The sequence below is a fragment of the Collinsella stercoris DSM 13279 genome (assembly GCF_020735465.1).
Lineage (GTDB): Bacteria > Actinomycetota > Coriobacteriia > Coriobacteriales > Coriobacteriaceae > Collinsella > Collinsella stercoris.
On the sequence record NZ_CP085935.1, the window covers coordinates 1,643,769 to 1,663,232 of the forward strand.

16 protein-coding genes are annotated in these 19,464 nt (G+C 59.8%); 6 read left to right on the plus strand and 10 right to left on the minus strand.

All coding sequences use genetic code 11. The features are described 5' to 3' along the window. Positions 1–45: 45 nt before the first annotated feature. Positions 46–1,341, minus strand: a complete 1,296-nt coding sequence (locus LK434_RS07065; RefSeq protein ID WP_006719690.1) for an MFS transporter — start codon at positions 1,339–1,341, stop codon at positions 46–48. A gap of 340 nt (positions 1,342–1,681) precedes the next feature. On the opposite strand from LK434_RS07065, the gene LK434_RS07070 reads away from it, so the two are divergent. Beyond that, a complete protein-coding gene (locus LK434_RS07070) occupies positions 1,682–2,329 on the plus strand; it encodes a TetR/AcrR family transcriptional regulator (RefSeq protein ID WP_006719688.1) in 648 nt (215 codons plus the stop codon). 50 nt (positions 2,330–2,379) lie between these two features. Here the strand turns inward: LK434_RS07070 and LK434_RS07075 are convergent, their stop codons facing one another. From LK434_RS07075 to LK434_RS07085, 3 genes are all read right to left on the minus strand, one after another. Beyond that, a complete protein-coding gene (locus LK434_RS07075) occupies positions 2,380–3,675 on the minus strand; it encodes an ATP-binding protein (protein WP_040360478.1) in 1,296 nt (431 codons plus the stop codon). Between the two features lie 247 nt (positions 3,676–3,922). Further along, positions 3,923–5,230 (minus strand): apiosidase-like domain-containing protein, encoded by a 1,308-nt coding sequence (locus LK434_RS07080; protein ID WP_006719684.1) that lies wholly within the window; start codon positions 5,228–5,230, stop codon positions 3,923–3,925. 158 nt (positions 5,231–5,388) lie between these two features. Next, complete coding sequence (locus LK434_RS07085) at positions 5,389–6,837, minus strand: PTS transporter subunit EIIC (RefSeq protein ID WP_006719682.1); 1,449 nt, start codon at positions 6,835–6,837, stop codon at positions 5,389–5,391. Positions 6,838–7,241: 404 nt separating this feature from the next. On the opposite strand from LK434_RS07085, the gene LK434_RS07090 reads away from it, so the two are divergent. The 4 genes from LK434_RS07090 to LK434_RS07105 all read left to right on the plus strand — a co-directional run bounded on the left by LK434_RS07090 (position 7,242) and on the right by LK434_RS07105 (position 10,858). Beyond that, positions 7,242–8,576, plus strand: coding sequence for a prolyl oligopeptidase family serine peptidase (locus tag LK434_RS07090; protein WP_006719680.1), 1,335 nt, complete (start codon positions 7,242–7,244; stop codon positions 8,574–8,576). Positions 8,577–8,648: 72 nt separating this feature from the next. Further along, positions 8,649–10,163: a nucleoside hydrolase-like domain-containing protein gene (locus tag LK434_RS07095; protein WP_006719678.1), complete on the plus strand. Its 1,515-nt coding sequence runs from the start codon at positions 8,649–8,651 to the stop codon at positions 10,161–10,163. 178 nt (positions 10,164–10,341) lie between these two features. Further along, positions 10,342–10,632: an ATP-binding protein gene (locus LK434_RS07100; RefSeq protein ID WP_006719677.1), complete on the plus strand. Its 291-nt coding sequence runs from the start codon at positions 10,342–10,344 to the stop codon at positions 10,630–10,632. Further along, positions 10,619–10,858: a hypothetical protein gene (locus LK434_RS07105; RefSeq protein ID WP_040360477.1), complete on the plus strand. Its 240-nt coding sequence runs from the start codon at positions 10,619–10,621 to the stop codon at positions 10,856–10,858. Before LK434_RS07100 ends, LK434_RS07105 begins: the two co-directional genes overlap by 14 nt. Before the next feature lie 147 nt (positions 10,859–11,005). Here LK434_RS07105 and LK434_RS07110 read toward each other — a convergent pair whose 3' ends face one another. The 4 genes from LK434_RS07110 to LK434_RS07125 form a co-directional block, all read right to left on the minus strand. Further along, complete coding sequence (locus LK434_RS07110) at positions 11,006–12,436, minus strand: PTS transporter subunit EIIC (protein ID WP_006719675.1); 1,431 nt, start codon at positions 12,434–12,436, stop codon at positions 11,006–11,008. A gap of 66 nt (positions 12,437–12,502) precedes the next feature. Next, positions 12,503–13,888 (minus strand): glycoside hydrolase family 1 protein, encoded by a 1,386-nt coding sequence (locus LK434_RS07115; RefSeq protein WP_006719674.1) that lies wholly within the window; start codon positions 13,886–13,888, stop codon positions 12,503–12,505. 17 nt (positions 13,889–13,905) lie between these two features. After that, positions 13,906–14,673 (minus strand): ChbG/HpnK family deacetylase, encoded by a 768-nt coding sequence (locus tag LK434_RS07120; protein ID WP_006719673.1) that lies wholly within the window; start codon positions 14,671–14,673, stop codon positions 13,906–13,908. Next, a complete protein-coding gene (locus LK434_RS07125; protein WP_006719672.1) occupies positions 14,670–15,944 on the minus strand; it encodes a glycoside hydrolase family 1 protein in 1,275 nt (424 codons plus the stop codon). Before LK434_RS07125 ends, LK434_RS07120 begins: the two co-directional genes overlap by 4 nt. A 189-nt stretch (positions 15,945–16,133) precedes the next feature. Between LK434_RS07125 and LK434_RS07130 the strand changes: the two genes are divergently transcribed. Next, positions 16,134–16,985: a MurR/RpiR family transcriptional regulator gene (locus tag LK434_RS07130; RefSeq protein ID WP_148334415.1), complete on the plus strand. Its 852-nt coding sequence runs from the start codon at positions 16,134–16,136 to the stop codon at positions 16,983–16,985. A gap of 275 nt (positions 16,986–17,260) precedes the next feature. Here LK434_RS07130 and LK434_RS07135 read toward each other — a convergent pair whose 3' ends face one another. Together LK434_RS07135 and LK434_RS07140 are read right to left on the minus strand one after the other, a co-directional pair. Beyond that, positions 17,261–17,746 carry an S-ribosylhomocysteine lyase gene (locus LK434_RS07135; RefSeq protein WP_006719670.1) on the minus strand — a complete coding sequence of 162 codons (486 nt, stop codon included), beginning with the start codon at positions 17,744–17,746 and terminating at the stop codon, positions 17,261–17,263. A 198-nt stretch (positions 17,747–17,944) separates the two neighbouring features. Beyond that, positions 17,945–19,435 carry an FGGY family carbohydrate kinase gene (locus LK434_RS07140; protein WP_006719667.1) on the minus strand — a complete coding sequence of 497 codons (1,491 nt, stop codon included), beginning with the start codon at positions 19,433–19,435 and terminating at the stop codon, positions 17,945–17,947. Positions 19,436–19,464: the final 29 nt, after the last annotated feature.

The following is a 19,464-nucleotide window of genomic DNA, read 5'->3' on the forward strand; positions in this document are numbered from 1 at the left end:
AGGCGCCCGGGGCTACCTTGAGCTCCCCGGGCGTATCTCCAGGATTTACTTGACGCCCTTGATGAGCGCGATGAAGACGAAGCCAACCACGACAAGAACGATCGCGACGGGGAAGGCCATGAAGTAGGAGCCGGTGGCGACCACGATGGACGATGTGACAATGGGTCCAAGAATCTGGCCGATGGTGTTGGCTATGTTCAAGATGCCGAGATCCTTGCCAGCTTCTTCCTTGCTTGGGAGAACGTCAACGTTCAGCGCTTGGTCAACGGAGGAGTAGATGCCGTAGCCCAGACCGGCGAGCAGTGCGAAACCGTACATGCCCATGACGGACTTGAGGATCCACGGCGCGGCGATGCCAACGGCGATAAGCAAGGTGGCGACCGCGATGATGGGCTTACGCGCGCCGATCTTGTCGGATATGGCGCCCGATGTCAGTGAGGAGATGAGGGAGACCACCATGATCACAACGGACATGGAAGACAGAACCGCTCCCGCCTCGGCAACGGGCAAGCCGATGTACTTCTCGAGAATGTAGAGCTGGTAGCCATTGACGCAGAAGTAGCCAAAGATGAGGAGCAGACGACCGACCAGGGCAAGGTAGAAGTTGCGGCAGTTCTTGGTGGGCGGAACGAACATCTTGAGGAGCGAGACGAGGTTCAGCTCCTCCTTCTTCTCGCCATCCGCCAGCGCGGCAGACTTCTCACGAGGCCAGATGATGATGGCGAGGATGCCGGTGAGCAACCAGGAGACCGTGCCGATCACAAAACCGGGGACCGGGTTGGAGAGGAACTGCGTGCCGATGATGGTACCGACGGACTGACCGGCGGTGGCACCGCCGCCGTAAAACGCCGAGAGCGTGCCGCGCTTATTGAGCGGGATGCGGTCGGACAGCACCGCCACGGCGGGCGCAAGCATGCAGTTCAGACCGATCTGGAGGACGCACCACGACGCGACGATCATGGGAAGTGTGGTGGCAACCGAAGTGCTCCAGAACGCGGCACCGCAGATGAAGCCGCCCACCACGATGAACGGCGTGCGCTTGCCAAAGCGAGAGTGGCAGTGGTCGGAAAGGGCGCCGAACACGAGGTTCGACACGAGCGCGAACACGGAACCGACGGAGTTCATGGTCGCCAGAATCGCCTCGGGCTGACCGATTCCCAAACCGTTAAAGCGCTCGGGGAACAATACGTTCGAGCCGATTGTGCCGGACATCATCCACATGACGCCGAAGATGATGAAACCGATCATGAAGCGCCATGTCTCCGTTTTCGGCATGGGCTTTCCCGTGTCGGGGGCAATGACATTCTCGTCAAACGTCGCTGTTGCTGTCTGCTGGGCCATGAGATTGGCTCCCTTCGAAGTGGTGATGCGCAAAAGGAGGCGCACCCTCGAAGCCACAAGGAGGGGTTCTGCCTTGGATTCGAGGACGATCGGGAGAGAGGTTGCGATCTGGGATGCGCCAGCACGTTACTTACTGAGTACTAAGTAACTTGTTATCTGCATAGTAAGGTTACTTAGTACTCAGTAAGTACTTATCTCTGCAAGCGGTATGAATCCCTAGGTGAACGGCATATGCTCTCCACGAAAGCAGAGTGCGGCGTCAACCATTCGCACGAATTTCAGCTAGCATTGGGAGGGCGCGGGCATATTCCCACCCGCGCCCACTTGAGGAGAACCACGAATGACCGAAACATCCCCCAAAAAATCTGTGCGCACCGCAGCGAAGCGCAGCGTCGCCGCACAGGAACGCCTCGACCAAATCGTCCAGGCTGCCGTCCGCCTTATCAACGAGCGCGGCTACACCGGCATGTCCCTCCAGGCGGTCGCCGATGCCGTAGGCATTAGTCAGCCCGGCGTCTTGCATTACGTGGGCAGCAAGCACGGACTGCTCCTAGAAGTGATCCGACACTACTACGATCGCTGCTCATCGGCCGATGACTATGTTTCGCTCTTTGCACCCGGCGGGGCCCTCGAGGGACAGCAGCCGAAAATCCCCGAGTACTGCCGCCTCGTCGTTGCCGAGAACAACAACCAGCCGGAACTCGTCATGCTGTTCCAAACGCTTAACACCGAGGGCATGAGCACGGCGAGCCCAATGCACGACTACTTCAATAAGCGCTCGAAGAACATCACCGACCCGGAGCAGAAGATTGCATGGAGCGTGCCGGAGGGGGTCAACGCGCACGACACGTTCTCCTGCGCCATGGCGGCGATGTACGGCCTTGAGGGGCGCTGGGTTGCCCGTCCGGATGAAATCGACTATCCCGCAGAATGGGCCAAATTCGAGGACGTTCTCTTCCCCCTCCCCTTATGGGAGGGTTATCGATAACGGCGCGGTAACTTTTCGCAACATCGAAATCGGCAGAAATTGAGTTAACTCTACGCTCCAAGCTCCGTGATGGGTATGACATAGACGCCACTCGGCATTTTCCACGTATATGATGCCTTACCGACGAGCACCGCCAAAAACGAAGGGTCTGCATTGCGCGCCGCTGGGTTGCGAGCGATTTTATCCCTCAAGCGTAGCAAGTTCGCCTCCGCTGCGGGCACCTTTTCTTCGCTCAACTTGACCTCGAATGCCCCCCACCTCCCATCAGGCAGTTCGACAACAATATCCACCTCAAGCCCGTCAGCGTCGCCGTAATAGGAAACGATGGGATTCGGCATTGTGCCCAATGCGGTGCTGTACACGCGAACGTCACGAAGGCACAGCTCCTCGAATAACGTGCCGAATGTCTGTGTCTCGCGTAACAAGCGCTCGGGAGACATTCCCAGCAACGAAGCGGGCAGTGAGGGATCCGTAAACGTGCGCTTTGGCTTTGAGCGAATCCTGGACTTAGATTTGATAGGAGCGTCCCAGCCGGCCTGGTTTTCTATAAAATACTGATCCTCGAAAAATGAAACGTAGGGTTCGAGCTCACTTTGAAAATACGATGCTGCGACACCCGATGGCACAACTCCCTCATGCAAATCGGCGTACATCGTGCGATACGTCAGGGACGTCCCCATGTTTCGCGCCAGCGACGATGCGCATCTCCGAGCCATGCGCGAATCAAGTCCGGCCTTTACCGCGCTCACAGAAAATAGTGCATCCAGGTATTGCGCCGCGATATCTCCGACCAGTCCATCATCGCCCTCGAGCGCCGCGGGCCATCCACCTCGGCAAATCGCATAGGCAAGCTTGCGTACATCAGTCGATGCCACACCGCCAACAAACTGGCCTTCGAACAATCCACGAAGAGAGACCGCCCCCGTTGACTCCCCGCTCTCGAATAAACTCATGGTGCGCATGGGGACCGTCGCTATCCTCCCTGCGCCGCTGTGCGAGACTTTACTCTTATCGACCGTCGAGGAACCCGTCAACAGATACATGCCACGCTTGTTGCCATGCTCGTCTACGCTTCGCCGCACCGCGTCCCAAACTGTCGGAACGTCCTGCCATTCATCAATCACATGGGGGAGCTGCCCTTCGAGTGCTAGAGATACGTCAAGCTCCGCCATGCGACGAGTGCCCGCATCGTCCAAATGAGCTATGCTCGCCGCCTGTGCCATGCTCGACCATGTTTTCCCGCAGAACTTCGGACCGGCAACCTCCACGGCGCCGAATGCCTTCATCCTCCGTTCGATAATCGAATCTGTCAGTCGAGGCAAATATCCGGAAGGCTTAAGACCCATACATATCACCTCCGCGTGAACGGGCAATGAATTTAGTATAAATAATTTTCGAGCGACTTTTATCGAATTTTCGAGCCCATTTTTCTGAAAAATCGAGCCATTATTTCTGAATTTTCGAGGCACGTCAGTCACGAACGCGCTCAGTTCGCGAAATGATTGACCCGCACGGCAAGAAGCCCCAGCGCACTTGGCACTGGGGCTTCATTACTTCGTTGCGGCATAGACAACTGTCAGACAAGCAAACCGCCTAATGCGCGGCCGGCTTGAGGATCACCAGCGCGTCGTGGCCGAAGGGATGCTGCTCTACGCGCGTCATCCCCGTCTGGGTGTCCACACGCATGGGCAGATGCGCCACGCGCTTGTCCTCGAGATCGAATGCGACCGCCTCCATATCGGCAAACGACCCATGGAGCTTGAGCGCCGTCGTACGCGGCAGGTAGGCGACCACGCGATCGCCCACGCGCGCAACGCGGATGGCCTCGCGGGCATCGTCCAGCAGCTCCTGGGCGGGCACGACCGCGTGAAGGCCGCCCTCGGTTAAGGAATTGAGCACGTGGGGCACCATGCCATAGTCCCACACGCCAGGGAACTGCAGGCACTCCTGCCAACGGAACGGCATGTCGAAGCCCTCGCCCAACACCGATCCCTTGCTCTGTGCCGTCTGCCAGTTCCATACGCCGTGCGCGCCGTATGTCAGACCCGCCGCGGCGCCCGAGAGGATGCCCGACCAGGCACTTGCACGACAATCCTGGGCCGTGAAGCGCCAGTACACGTTGCGGCTCGCGCCCATCTGCTCGTAGCAGGGCTCTGAATTCAGCAGGGGCTTTTGGGGATAGCTCGCACGGAAATCCTCGGGGAGCTTCCACGCCTCGCTCTGACCCTCGTAATTATGGCCGGGCTGGTACATGTAGAAGTCCAAACGATCGATGAACCGCTCGGGAATCGTGCGGTTGGCACGGTTGATGTGCATGCACCGAAGGGCGTTCGGCGCCAGCTCGCACACGGCGGAAAGGCCCTCCTCATAATAGCGAATCGCCTCGTCCGACTTGAAATCGGTATCGCCCGTAACCACGTAGACGGGATCGAACTCGCCAAGATGCCTCACGACGCGCTCGATATGGGAGCGGATCTCGTCGAGCGGCATGACGGGCGCGCCGAGCTTCTGCGCGATCATCGACCCCCACGTACCCGGGATGTAGTTGCACCACAGCAAGACGAGCGCCGGGCGGATACCATGCTCGACCGCCATCCGGCACATCTCTCGCGCGCGCTCCCAATACGCCTCGTTGGGGGCAGACCAGTCGAACACCGTCCCGTCCTCGCTGGCGTACGGGTAGATGCCGAGGTCCGGGCGGCAGCGATCCCACTGCGGAAGCGTATTGATCTGCAGCACGTTGATGCCCTGCTCCGCGCGACGCGCGAGGTAGTACTCCCAATCGGACAGCTCGATGCTGGTGAAGGCGCCCCAGCACGTATCCGCCAGCCAGAACCATGGCCTCCCGTCGAGCGTGAAGCCGTCCTTGCGGTCATTCACCGCGAGCTTGCCAAGTCCCATGCGATTCCCTTCTCTTCTCGACCCGTGCCCGAAGTCGAATTATCGGATAGCAGATTCGATAACGAAAGCCCCGCCGGGCGGATGCCGAGCGGGGCCCTGAGTCAATGTAGGCGAGCGGCGGGGGCCATCTCAGCCTACTCAGATATGCGCGTTACACGCTAGGCGAGAGCCGGAGCCTCTTCCTCGTCCATCTCGGCGAGCTCCTCCTTGGAGAAGCCGGTCGCGAACACCACGACGGCGGCGATGACGAAGGAGATTGCCATGCCGACGATCGCCCACACGGTGTTCATCTGACCGCCCTGCAGGTAGTTGGTAAACACCAGGAAGTTAGAGGCACCACCGGCCAGGTAGTAGGTGACGCCCATGAGGCCGGAGAAGACGGCGCCGATGGAACCGCCGATGAACATGCCGAGCATGGTGCGACGGAAGCGCATGAGGATGCCGAAAAGCGCGGGCTCAGTCACGCCGCCGGCGATGGCGGAGATCACGTAGCCGAGAGCGAGACCCTTCTCGTTCTTGTTCTTCATCTTGAGGAAGGCGCCGAAAGCGCAGCCCCAGACGGCGGCCATGGCGCAGTTGGTGGACACGAAGACGAACGGGTCGTAGCCGGCGGCGATGATCTGGACCTGGGCGAGCAGAATGACGGGCATGTGCATGCCGGCGACGACGAACAGCTGCCAGAAGGCGCCGAGGATCGCCATGACGAACAGGACGCCGATCTGGCCGGCATCGGACACGGCGAACAGCGCATTGGCGATGACGTTACCGATGAGGTTGCCCAGCGGGGCAAGGGCGATGAAGGCGATCGGAATGGTGACGATCATGGTGCAGAAGGGCGTGAAGACGGTCGAGAGGACATCGGGCATGACCTTCTTGAAGAACTTCTCGACGAAATAGAGAACCGGAACCGACAGGATGATCGGCAGCACGGACTGCTGGTAGTTCGCCGCGGCGATCTGAATGCCGTACACGGAGATGATTCCGCTTCCGCCTTCAGCGGCAGCGCTCACGACGGAGGGCGCCATCAGGGCACCGCCGAGCAGCATGCCGAGCACCGGACTTGCGCCGAGCTTCTTGGCAGCGGCGTAGCCGAGGTAGATCGGGATGAAGGTGAACGTCGCCTCGTACAGGGTGGTATAGAGGAAGGTGTACGTCGGGTCGGTATCGGACAGCAGGCCGATCATGGTCGGCCCGAGAACGGCGGCGATGGTGCGGAAGAGACCGCCGGCCATCAGCAGCGGGATGAGCTGGGTCATGGAGCCGGACAGGTAGTCGAGGATGATGTTCGAGAGCTGCTTGAGCTCGAATTTCTCCTTGGGCGCATCGAGGTTCTCGTTCACGACGGCACCCTGCTTGACGCCGGACATGGCCACGAACTCATCGAGCACCTTGGGCACGTTCTGGCCGATGATGACCTGCAGTTGGCTGCCGGAGAACTGGCAACCGAGCACGCCCTTGACCTTCTTGATCTTCTCGACATCCGCCTTGGCGTTGTCCTTGAGCGTAAGGCGCAGGCGCGTCATGCAGTTGGTGGCCACCTGCACGTTCTCGGCTCCTCCTACGAGTGCGAGGACATCGGTGGCAATCTGCTTGTTGTCTACTGCCATGGGACCCCTCCCCAAATTCCATGCGACCTCTCGGTCGATTCTCGCCCGCCTGGCTATAACCCCTTACGGCCCCGGCGGGCGCCTACCAGTACAGCAAACGACGCTCAACCGACTTTCATTGGCTAAACGTTATGTTTACTGAACGTTTACGTATTTCATTATGCATAATATCAATCTTTATCACCTATTTTAACGGTGAACGGTAGTAAACAGAAGGTGAACGTTATGGGGTTGAGTCCCCATCATATGCCAAGTTCTGAACTACCGGCCAATTTACCTGCTATTTTATCAACCTGACTTGTTTGCCTCCATTCAAACACCGTTGGCCGAGATTGCCTCAACAGGATATCGATATCGTTCTATACTAAACATGTTTAGGTTATGTCTATCAAGAAGGAGCACGAATGACTTCCCTCACGTACGCAACCGTGACGACCCTGGGCGACTTCGGCCCCTGGATCTCCAAGATCATCCTCGACCTTCCGCATGACGTGCGCGCCGGCGACATCGCGCCCGACGCGTTCAGCGCCTTCTGCGCGCGGCGTAGGCGCGATGGGACCATCGTGATGCTCAAGGAAAAGGGCTCCCGCGTCTCCCTCCCCTCTCAGGGCTACATCGGCATCATCGACGCGTATCCCTGCGATGAGCAGGGTCACCGCCTCGCCGCGAGCTCGCACGTGGCACTTGAGACGAGCGAGGAGCGTCTCACCAAACGCATCGAGGGCGGCGTCCTCGGCTCCCAATACGTCGATTGCGACATCACGGTGACGCAGGTGCGCGAGATCTCCGTCGTCGACGGCCCCGTTCCGCTGTCCGGACTGGTCTTCGATGAGCTCCGCGCATCCCTTTGCCCCGCGCTCGAACGCTGGAATGTCGGCGAGATGGCGGAGCCGATCGACGGCGTCAGCCTCAAATACGGGTATTTCGAGCCTGATTTCTCGCCCACGGACCCCGCCCTCGCAGGCCCGTTTGCCAAACCCGCGCCCAAGCCCCAAAAGGCCGCGCTCCTCGTTTATCTGCATGGCGCCGGCGAGGGCGTAGGCGAGGCGACTTGGGAGGGGCCCGAACGCGCCTACACGGGCAACCGCGTGACCTCCCTCTCTCAGAACCCCATCCAAAGGTATTTCGATGGCGCCGCATGGGTGCTCGTGCCGCAGTGCCCCACGTTCTGGATGGATGACGGCGTGGAGCAGCTCGGCCATTCCAACAGGAGCATCTACACCGCAGCCCTCAAGGCGCTCATTGACGAGTTTGTCGCCGAACATACCGATCAGATCGACGCGAGCCGCATCGTAATCGCCGGCCTATCCAACGGCGGGTTTATGACGGTACGCATGTGCCTCGACTACCCCGACTTCTTCGCCGCGGGTATTCCATGCTGCGCGCCGTTCTTCACCGAGAACCAGACACCCGAAGTAATCAAGGCGCTCGGCCAAACGCCGCTGTGGTTCATCCACTCCAAGGGCGATGAGCTCGTCGATCCGCTCGACACCGCACTGCCGCTTTACCACAAGCTTGCGGAAGCCGGAGCCGAGGTTCACATGACCTACTTCGACCACGTGGAGGATCTCACCGGCCGCTATCGCGAGGCAGACGGAACGCCCAAAAAGACGTTCAACCATGGCGTGTGGATCCACCAGTTCAACGACTTCTGCCGCACTGATCTCGATGGTCGCAACGTACTCGTTGACGGCGAGCCTGTGAGCTGCTGGGAGTGGGCCGCCGCGCAGAGGCGCTAAGCCAACGAGCATCGCAGAGGCGAGACGCTCTCATTGCGCAACCAAGGGCCGCCACCGAACGAAAGGAGCATCGTGCAGGAAAGACAACGCGTCATCATCACGACGGACATGGAAGTCGACGACATGAACTCGATCATCCATCTCGCGCTGTACCTCAACCACATCGACCTCGAGGCAATCGTCTACACGGCGTCGCAGTACCACTTTCAAGGCGATGGCATCCACACGTTAGGCGAGGTCAACCCCCATTGGCGCACCAAAGGTGTGCGCTCGTACGAGTGCGCCGTGGTGCCGCGCGAGCCCGATCCCGAAGCGGGAGCTCTCCGCCGGTACCGCCCCTTCCCCGAGCGCTGGATCGAGAACCTGTGGGAGCGCGAGTACGCTCAGGCATACCCCAATCTGCAAGCAAACGCGCAGGTCGCCGGAGAGCCGGCATTCCCCACGCCCGAGGAGCTCATCGCGCGCACATATGTCGGAAACGTAGCCTTTGAGGGCGACGTGCGCGAAGACACACCCGGATCCGACGCAATCAAACGCGCAATCATGGACGACGACCCACGCACACTGTGGCTGCTCAGCTGGGGCGGGATGAACACCATCGTCCGTGCGCTCATGAGCATCGCCGCAGAATACGTGGAGACGCCCCTCTGGGAAGACGTGCGCGAGCGCGTGTATACCAAAGTCCGCGTATTGGGCGTCATGGACGGCGTAGGCCAGGACAACTCGTGGAAGGACTACGGCGAGCCGCTGTTCCCCAAGCTCCAGCTTCTGCGCACCCCGTTTCCCTACGGCCGCTACGTCGATGCCAAATCCGCGCAACCCGACTCCATCGAGCTCTTCCGCGCCCCATGGCCCGCGCAAAACCTCATTGAGGGCAATGGCCCCCTCATGGAGCGTTACATGCTCTACGGCGATGGCAAAATCTACGAGAACGAGCCAGATCGATTCCAATTTGGAATACACGCCACCTTGGACTGGGGCTGGCCCGGTGTGGAGCCCATGCGGTTCGAGCGCGGCGATTTCATGGCCGAAGGCGATTCGACAACCTACATCCCACTGCTCGACTTTGGCTTGCGCGGCGCCGGCGACCCTTCCTTCGATACGGTTCTCGGGCCGACGTTCCGCGATGGCGACACGCCCAGTGTCGAGGGCGCACCTATGGGATTGGACTCCCTGGGTAAACCGGCAAATCATAACGTCAACCCGTTTCTCCGCGCCTACCAGGAGGATTTTGCCGCACGGGCGCAATGGTGCGCGCACAAACCCGAGGAATGCTCGCACCCCGCTCGCATCGAGAACGCCACCGCAGACTGCGAGGCGAGCGCAGGCGAGCGTATCGAGCTCAAGGCACAGGTGATCGACCCCGATGGCGCCGGCTTCGATGCAACATGGACTGTTTCGCCTCACTCTAGCAGCTATCGAGAGGTCGAGGACCTCGCAAGTTGGTGTGTTCGCAGAGTCCAGGGCACGTTCACCGTACCCGCCGACGCCCAAACAGGCGACCGATTCGTCCTCACCCTCTCGGTAAAGACCCGCGGAAAACGCCCCTGCACGCGCTATTCGCAGGTCGCCGTGACGGTTCGATAGGAACCTCGAAAAAGCGCTTGGCCGGAGGGCCTTTGAAAACAATGGCCTGTCATTTGATCGCATTACGCTCAAAAATCTCGGCATCATCGGCGTGGACGGCTTCTACACCAACTTGGGATTACTGATATCCGACCAAAATCCCTATTCGCTACGATGCGCGTCCTTCAATAACGATGCCATGACCGAATTGATCAACCGCCTCGATTGCACAGGATCGATCTTCAAGCAAACTGAAGAGGCGGAGGCGTTTCTCAGTGTTACAAACGCCCTGCTGCGCCAACTGTTCTACCGCTTGGATATCGTGGAGGCCATCGGCGCGGGGCTTAAACGCATATACGAGCTGTACGAAGAGGAAGAACTCACCCCCACCGTCAAATCGACGGGCAATTGGTTCTGTCTCTCGCTGCCCAATATCAACACCACGCGTAACCCGCACCTCTCGGTCAGGCACAATGATGGGCGAACCTGAGGGGGGGGAATACCAGGACTACGAGAAGCTCGACGATGGCGGCATGCTCCCACCCGAAGTCGCTCGGGCGTTTGCGTCCATACGTCTTGAGCATGAGAAGGCCGAAGAGGCCCTTGGGGTCGGACGCGATGTGACCCTCAAGGTGATCAACGGCATGATTGAAGATGGCGAGGTCATCAAGGAGGGCAAGGCGCGCGCCACCCGCTATCGCGTGGCGCGCGCCTAAGATGAGCACGAGCTCACCGTAAAACGTAGGTTGGACCACACCGACAGATGCATGACAAAAACCCGCGCCCCACTCGAGAGAGAGGCGCGGGCTATTTCAGGCTGCATCAATCATGGAGTTTCCCTCTAAAGGAGCAAGGGCTCAATGCTACTTGGCGTTTGCCTGATCGAGTTCCTTCTTGCTAAAGCCGAAGAGATACGTGCACACAGCTGCGACGACCAGGGAAATGAGGCTCGCGATAATACCCTGGATGAAATTGGCGTTGGTGCCGCCCACATAGCTCAGGACGGACAGGAAGTTCGCAGAGGTGAGGACGTACTGGGTGAGATTGGCGATACCAGCATACGCACCGCCGACAAAGCTACCGACCATCAAAGCGCCGAAACAGCGCACGTGAGACAGGCAGATGCCATAGAGCACAGGCTCGGTAACGCCGCCCAAGATACCGGATACGAAGGCGCCGAAGGCGTTGCCGCGCTCCGCCTTACCTTTGAGTCGAAGAGCCGCACCGAGGGCGACGCCGAAGCATGCCCACGTGGCGAAGCTACCCGCGAGCATGACACCGGTCATCTCGCCAGTCTCGAAGAACGAGGCCATCATGGGCATCATAAGGGCCAGATGCATACCGCTCATGACGAGGAACTCCCAAAGGGCGGCGATCACGCCGACACCGAAGAATCCGGTATTCATACCGAACCAGGCAAGGCCGCCGCTGATGGCGTTGCCCACAATCGTACCGAAGGGGGCGAGCAGGCACAGGATGAACGGCGAGGTGACAAGGAGGCTCAAAATGGGCGTGAACACGGTTGAGAGCATGTCGGGCATGTGCTTACCGACAAACTTATAAACAACAGCGAACAGCGGAACGGACATCATGATGGGCAGGACAGTCTGGGCATAGGCGGCAGACGTGTTGCAGGGGATGCCGAAGACGGTAAACGCCTTACCCCCGGCGATGATTGCGGCGAAATCCGGCGACATGAGGACGCAGCCGATAAATCCGCCGAGCATACCGTTGATGCCAAGTTGCTTCGCCGCGTTGACGCCCGCGAGGATAGGCATGAAGTACAGGGCAGCATCGTAGATGAAGTCGAAGAGCACGTAGATGTCGCTCTCCGCGGGGTACAGGCTCAGGAGCTGCGGACCGCACAGGGCATTGATCGCATTTGCGAGACCGCCCGTGAGCAGCACCGGGATCATCGGGGTCATGCAGCCCGCCATGTAACCGACGACGTTCTTCAGGATCTGCATGGGCGTAAGCTTCTTCTTGCTAACAAGCTCGACGTCGGCGGCGGCAGCCTCGGCGTCCTCAACCGCCTCGAGCTCGTTGACGTTGGCAAGTGAGCAGAACTCCGCGTACACCCTGGGCACGTTCGTCCCCACGATGATCTGATACTGCTGACCGCCGTGGACAATGCCCATCACGCCGTCAACGGCCTTGACTTCGTCATCGTCGATGCTGGACTCGTCCTTGAGCACAAGGCGGAGCCTCGTCATGCAGTGGGTCGCCGAAGTCACGTTCTTCGGGCCGCCCACCGCCTTGAGGATATCCTCGGCGATACGCTTGTTATCTGCCATGGTATTTCCTTTCCCGTTTCTTTCTATCCCCCATCGGCGACTTCGCGCCAACCGGAAAACCTGCGTTTATTCGGGCAGCTGATTGCCCGCGATGACCTTCTGATACCAATAGAAGCTGTCCTTGCGAATCCGGTCGCAAGTCCTGATGTCGTCATCGGTGCGATCCACGTATACAAGGCCATAGCGCTTGGCGAAGCCCTGATGACTGGAGACCACATCGACAAAGCTCCACGGACAATACCCAAAGATGGGATAACCCTGCTCGATAAGCTCGCCGACCTGGGCGATATGCGCGGAGAGATAGGCGATGCGCTGCTCGTCGTGAATCGCGCCGGACTCATCGGGCTCCTCGCTCAAAGCCATGCCGTTCTCGGTGATGATCATGGGCAGGCCGTAGCGGTCATGCACCTTGCGCATGCCGATCGACAGCCCGATGGGGTCGAGGCCGTTGGGCATCCACTCGGTCTTCTCGAGCCTCGGGTTGTCGCAGAGGACGAAGTCGCCCGCGCCCCAAGGCGGGAAGCCACCGAATACGATGGGCTCGGTGCGCTCCTTGACGCAGCTGCTGGAGTAATAGTTGATGCCGATGAAATCGGGCGTCGACCCGTGCAGGACCGCATCGTCCTCGGGCTCGACCGCGGGATAGAACCCCTCGCGCTTGAGATAGCTCGCCGCATACGGGGAATACGATCCACGCACGCTCATGTCGAGCATGTAGAACTGCTCCATCTCCTCGGCATTGAGCGCCGCCATCACATCTGCAGGCGAGCTGCTGAGCGGATAGGTCACCTGGATGGCACAGACCGGCCCGATCTTCGCCTCGGGATCGATTGAGTGCAAAAGCTCGAAAGCACGGTGCTCTGCGAGAGACATGTGGTAACTCATCTGATAGGTATTGCCCTGATGTCTCTTGGGGTCGGTCTCGGTATCCCCGGTGTTCACCGACGACGCCGTCGCGATAAGCTGCTCGTTGATAGTCGCCCACAGCTTTACACGGCCCTTAAAGTGCCTAAAGCAGACCTCGGCGTAGCGGGCGAAGGCATCGATCATCCTGCGATCTAACCATCCGCCGAACTCGTCGACGAGTGCTTGGGGGCACTCGAAGTGATACAGCGTCGCAAAGGGCTCGATGCCCTTTTCCAGAAGGTAATCGATCAGACCGTCGTAGAACGCCAGGGCTTCGGGATTCGGCTCGCAAGTCGCACCGGGCATAATGCGACACCACGAGAAGCTCATGCGGTACGTCTTGAGTCCGAGTTCGGCCATGAGGTCGACATCCTCTTTCCAGCGATGGTAGTGGTCGGACGCCACGCTGCCATCTGTGATTCCGGGGATGCCGAAGCCGCGATCGGTCGTCGACTTGCCTCGGCCGCCCTCCCCCCAGGCACCCTCTACCTGAAATGCGCTCGTCGACGCACCCCATAGGAATCCATCGGGAAACCTGTTTGCCATACTTGCCACCTTTCTTCTTAGTTCAAATCGTCGTATGTCACCAACGCGATGTCCTGACTCACCAGCCATTCACGGGTTGCAGGATCGCAAAGCATCGACGCCTCACGCGCCCGCGCCGTCGTCATGCTCGAGTGGTCCATGAGATAGGCATCGATATAACCCGGATGGAACACCATGAGGGTGCACGCGTCGTCGTTCGCATTCTCGACGGCGCCGCGCACCGCCGAGAACGGATCCATCTCATAGGCGCGAAAATCTGTGGGCATGTACGCAGCGACACGCGTGCTCTTGAACGTGACCGCCTCCCCCGGCGCGCCCATCGGGAACAGCGGCAGTCCGTGGCGCTCCGCCACGATCTCCAACCCCTTAAAAAACGCTGGGCTCGCCACCGCATGACCCTCAAAGTAGGAGGGTTCTCTACCCACAAGCGATACGAACTTTCGATACTGAGCCTCGATCTCCAAGACGACCTCATCGAGCACCACGAAGTCGATTCCCCGCTTCATGGCGTCCCGATACGCCCCGCTCGGCTTGAACATGCCATCCGGTCCACAGAGACTCGGAATGAGCGCAGGGTCGGTAAGCGGCCTGCCGACGCAGATGTTCGTGTGCTGGCCAAGGCACACGTCAAGCCCGTCGAGCAATTCGAGGCCGTGGTCCACGGATTCCATGTTGGTCATGACCCCGACTGACCCGACGAGTCCGCCGCGGACCGAATCGACGATGCCGTAGTTGACGCCCCGAGAGTAGCCAAGGTCGTCGGCGCGTATCAGCAGGCGCCTCATCGGGCATCACCGATCTCGACGCAGGCACCGTTACAGCGCGCTATGCTTCCCAGGTGTGTAGCGCTTGGCTTTACGGTGCGGCGTTGTGTCTCGCGGTCGACGGAGATGATCCCGTACTTCGGGCCATACCCGAAAACCCACTCGAAATTGTCAAACGCGGACCAGCAGGTGTATCCCAAGACCGGGATACCGTCGCGGACGCAACGCCCCACACCGGCGACAGCTCGATCCAAAAAGCGCTCTCTCTGCTCGTCGTCCTCGGAAGCTATACCGTTTTCGGTCACGAACAGAGGCGTGCCCGACTGGTCCCAAGCAGCTCGCAGGCTCTCCTCGATTGCCTCGGGATAAAACTCCTCATCGCGCTGGGTGAGCTCCACGCCGGCAGGCGGGTCAACCGGGCCATCCGCGCCGTACCACGAGCGCGAGTACGTCTGGATACCCACGAAATCATCGCCTGCGGAAGCACGGTAAAAGCGATCGCAAATCTCCTCGCGGGCAGCTGCGGCGCGCCCCTCGCCACCGGGAGCCGCCTTAAAGGGACTTCCCACGAGCGTCCAACCTGCCGGGAGATCGGGACGGATTGCATGCACGGCGTCGACGGCGGCCTTGTGAGCGGCGAGCTTCACATCGAACACCCGCTCGGTGGCTGCGAACTGGAACTGGGCCAGGAATGCCGGCTCGACTCCCAACGCCTTGGCAACGCTGCGGAACATGGGGTCCTCGGCACGATCAGAGGCGTTGCGCGACGTGGCCCCGACATCAGCCAAGAGCCATGCCAGGTTTGGCTCGTTCATGGTGCATGCGTAGTCCATCAAATCGCCCATCTCCTCGACCACACGCGCGCAGTACCGCGCGAAAAGGGAGGGAGTCTCGGGCGACTCCCAGCCGCCTTGGGCGAGCAGCCAGATCGGCGACGTGAAATGATGGAGTGTGACGATCGTCTTGAGACCGTTGTCACGGCAGCACTGGAGCACTTCGCGATAGTGCGCGAGCTCTGCTTTGGAGAACAAGCCGCGCGCCGGCTCGATGCGCGACCACTCGACACTCAAACGGTAGGACGTGAGGCCAAGAGATGCGATAAGGGCGATATCCTCGCGGAAACGATGGTAGTGGTCCATCGCGTCGCCGGAAGGCTCCATGAACGCCGTGTCCTCAACATTCTCGAACAGCCACGTGTCGCTGTTCACGTTGTTGCCTTCAACCTGGTGCGCAGCGGTCGCGACGCCCCAGAGAAACGTCTCGGGAAATACCGAAGTCGACTGATATGCCATGCAATCTCCCTTTCATGTATCCGCATCCGGGCTTAATCGCCCGGCTCCTGTTACCATTGAGTACAACACGAGTGCGCAAGGTTTTGCGTTCCATCCTGGACACCGATGTTTCAGGATGGAGACACGGGTTTCAGGATATGAAACCTGCTGGTATGTAATGGTATTGAGACGTCTGATGGGAGTGAACCCTTGAATTCTGCCAACCCGATGGGCTCTGTTGGGGAAAAGCTCCTCAGCTATATAGACACCAGCATGCAGCGCGACAACAACTATCAGATAGCCGTCAAGATGTTGGAAAACTACGATGCGCTCAAGGACATGTCCATCGCGCAGATCGCCGATATGTGCTACGTCTCGAAGGCTTCCGTCTCGCGTTTTTGCCGATTCTTAGGCTACGAGAGCTTCAAAGAGATGCATGACGCGCTCGGAATCGACTATCCCATCAGCTACGACTACTCCCAGCGTTTCTTTTGCAATCTCACCGCGGACCCACATGCGGCGTTTCTCGATTATGCGAGGGAGGCTCAACAAAACATCGCCGCGACTATCTCCGAGAAAAACCTAGCCGAGCTTCCGAAAATCGCCTATGCGATTCATAATTGCTGCCGAGTCGCGTTCTTCTCACATCATTTTCTTTGGGATACCGGACGATACCTTCAGAACAAGCTGTTTTCCATGGGAAAGGTCATGGACCTGCACCTGGATCAAGCCTCCCAACTTGCGTGCGCCCGGTCCCTCCAGTCCGAGGACCTGGCAATCATCTGCAGCGTTGGGGGCAGTTATCCCATGCGATATGTCGATGTCTGCAACAGCATCAGGGATAGCAAGTGCTCCGTGTTAGCAATAACGCAAAACACCTCGAACCCTTATTGGAATCAAGCTACCTTCATCATGCAGTGCGGCGAGTCTAATGCCAACGACACGGGCAAATACGGGGCGCTCGCGGCAATTGACCTCGTTGTTCAGCAGTATCTGCTCCAATATGGAAGCGATGCCTTCCCGGGTGCATCCGATTTCGCACAGCAACACGACATGGTATAAGGGAGCTTGCATCGAAACGCCACCTTCAAAGCAGTCAAAATACAAAGTGTAAATTTTGGGGGAGGTTTTAACCTCTTTGAGGCACTGTGCTTCGGATGTGGTTGGTAAAACCGCAGGTCGCGCATATCTGAAGAACGAACGAGCGCTTGAAAACTCGGTAAACCTCCCCCAAAATTTACACTTTGCCCCTGCGGGCTGCAAAGGCCCAGCCGATTTTGGCAATCCAAGCGCTTTTCGTCATTTACGCGACTCCGATGGCGATGCGATCGGACGCGCTAGCCCTGGTAATTCAGGTGCTTTTCGTCGATGTCGGTGAGATCGCGCTCGAGATACCGACGCGCAAGCCATTTCGCCATGGGAAGGTTTTGGTCGAGGTAGTTGCCGCACTCCTCAGGCACCGCACCGGGGATCTCCCCCTCGAATTCGGCGACGAACCCGAAGAGCTCGCGCACGAGCGGCAGGATCTCTGCACTCGCGACCTCGCCGAACACGACGAGGTAAAACCCCGTCCGGCAACCCATGGGGCCAAAATAGACGATGCGGCTCGACCACTCGACATGGTTGCGCAGGAACGTGGCTCCCAAGTGCTCGATGGTGTGGCACTCAGCGGTGTTCATGACGGGTTCTTTATTCGGAGCGGTCAGGCGCAGGTCAAACGTGGTGACCGCCGCGCCCGTCACGGGGTCGCGGTCAAGGCGACTTACATACACGCCAGGCTCAAGCAGCAGGTGGTCGACGGAAAAGCTGGCGATGCGCTCCATGGGCGCCCCTTTCGTGTGGCCGCGCGCGACATGAAAGCCGTGCGACGCGCGCGGTTAAGACTCATTCGATACGCGCGCTGAATGCCGCGCCCCCTTAGTATACGTACGCCATCTTTTAACTTCTTTTGCTTCTTTTAACTTCTTTTGCAAGCTTTCACTTCTTTTAATAGACGAGGCGCCTCGGGCCCGATCGCGCCCCTAACGCACGTACGTCATCGTCGCGTGCACGGCGTGACGCCAGCCGGCGATGCGAGCCGCACGATCGGCTTCGTCCATCGCGGGGGCGACCACACCGCGGGCACCATAGGTGTTCACCACGTCGCGCCCGTACAGCCCCAACGCGATTCCGCAGGTCCACGCGGCGCCGAGGCCGCTCATCTCGTCATTGCTCGCAATGCGGACAGGCGCGCCAATCAAGTCGCTCTCGAATTGCATGAGGTAGGCATCGCGCGTGGGGCCGCCGTCGACGCGCAACTCGGAGAGCGCGGCGCCGCAATCCTCACTCATGGCGTCGATCACGTCGAAGATCTGGAAGGCGATCGACTCGTCGGCAGCCTTGACGAACTCGGCTCTACCTGTCGTCCGCGTCATGCCGAACACGCAACCCTCCGCCTCAGCACACCAATGCGGGGCACCCAACCCCGTGAACGCGGGCACGAAGTACACACGACTCTCCGGATTTGCCGCAAGGCAGAGGTCCGTGACCTCGTCGGGATTCGCGATGAGCTCGAGGTCGTCGCGCAGCCACGTCTTGACGGCGCCGGCATAGGTCACATTGCCCTCAAGCACATACTCGGCGACCCCGCCCATGCGCCAGGCAAGCGAACTCGACAGGCCATGCGAACTCGGGACAAACCGGGTGCCCACGTTCATCATCACCGATGAGCCGGTGCCGAGTGTCGCTTTGGCCATGCCCCGCTCGAAACATCCCTGCGCGAACAGCGCCGCGTGCGAGTCTCCCAACACGCCGTGGATGGGCACGGGCGCAGGCAGAAAGCCGCCCAAGTCGGTCATTCCAAAGCAGGAGTCGGAATCCGTGACTTCGGGTAGCCAAGCGACATCGATGCCGAACAGCTCGCACACACGTGGATCCCAAACAAGGTCCTGCAGGTTGAACAGCTGCGTGCGGCTCGCGTTGGAGTAATCACAGCGGAACTCCCGTCCACCGGTGAGCGTCCAGACAACCCACGCGTCGATGGTCCCCAGGCGAAGGTCGCCGCGCTCCGCCGCCCCGCGGACCTCCGGGACATTCTGGATGATCCACGCCATCTTCGATGCGGGATAGTACGGCGAGAGCACCAACCCGGTGCTGTCTCGCACCAGCTCCGCCGCGCCCCCCATCCGCTCGACCCGCTCGCACACGCCCTGCGCGCGGGCGCACTGCCAAACCACGGCGTCGCACACGGGGGCGCCCGTCCGCGCGTCCCATGCCACCGTGGTCTCTCGTTGGTTCGAAATGCCCACGCCGACGATCTCTGCAGGGTCCACGCCGGTCTCCTCGACCACGGCGCGGGCGACCGCGAGCACGTTCTCCGCGATCTCCGCGGGATCATGGCTCACCCAGCCTTCGTCGCTCACGATCTGCTTGTGTGGGCGGTCCGACCGGTGGATCAAATGCCCGCCCTCATCCACGAGCAGGCCCTTGGTGCCCTGCGTGGACTGGTCGATTCCGATGATGTAGCGACTCATGTTGCACCTTTCGAAAAAAGGCGGCCGGC

What these genes read in the sequence shown, in the direction of transcription:
- LK434_RS07065 (WP_006719690.1), bottom strand. Translation starts at nt 1,341, where the DNA reads ATGGCCCAGCAGACAGCAACAGCGACGTTTGACGAGAATGTCATTGCC.
- LK434_RS07070 (WP_006719688.1), top strand. Translation starts at nt 1,682, where the DNA reads ATGACCGAAACATCCCCCAAAAAATCTGTGCGCACCGCAGCGAAGCGC.
- LK434_RS07075 (WP_040360478.1), bottom strand. Translation starts at nt 3,675, where the DNA reads ATGGGTCTTAAGCCTTCCGGATATTTGCCTCGACTGACAGATTCGATT.
- LK434_RS07080 (WP_006719684.1), bottom strand. Translation starts at nt 5,230, where the DNA reads ATGGGACTTGGCAAGCTCGCGGTGAATGACCGCAAGGACGGCTTCACG.
- LK434_RS07085 (WP_006719682.1), bottom strand. Translation starts at nt 6,837, where the DNA reads ATGGCAGTAGACAACAAGCAGATTGCCACCGATGTCCTCGCACTCGTA.
- LK434_RS07090 (WP_006719680.1), top strand. Translation starts at nt 7,242, where the DNA reads ATGACTTCCCTCACGTACGCAACCGTGACGACCCTGGGCGACTTCGGC.
- LK434_RS07100 (WP_006719677.1), top strand. Translation starts at nt 10,342, where the DNA reads ATGACCGAATTGATCAACCGCCTCGATTGCACAGGATCGATCTTCAAG.
- LK434_RS07105 (WP_040360477.1), top strand. Translation starts at nt 10,619, where the DNA reads ATGGGCGAACCTGAGGGGGGGGAATACCAGGACTACGAGAAGCTCGAC.
- LK434_RS07110 (WP_006719675.1), bottom strand. Translation starts at nt 12,436, where the DNA reads ATGGCAGATAACAAGCGTATCGCCGAGGATATCCTCAAGGCGGTGGGC.
- LK434_RS07115 (WP_006719674.1), bottom strand. Translation starts at nt 13,888, where the DNA reads ATGGCAAACAGGTTTCCCGATGGATTCCTATGGGGTGCGTCGACGAGC.
- LK434_RS07120 (WP_006719673.1), bottom strand. Translation starts at nt 14,673, where the DNA reads ATGAGGCGCCTGCTGATACGCGCCGACGACCTTGGCTACTCTCGGGGC.
- LK434_RS07125 (WP_006719672.1), bottom strand. Translation starts at nt 15,944, where the DNA reads ATGGCATATCAGTCGACTTCGGTATTTCCCGAGACGTTTCTCTGGGGC.
- LK434_RS07135 (WP_006719670.1), bottom strand. Translation starts at nt 17,746, where the DNA reads ATGGAGCGCATCGCCAGCTTTTCCGTCGACCACCTGCTGCTTGAGCCT.
- LK434_RS07140 (WP_006719667.1), bottom strand. Translation starts at nt 19,435, where the DNA reads ATGAGTCGCTACATCATCGGAATCGACCAGTCCACGCAGGGCACCAAG.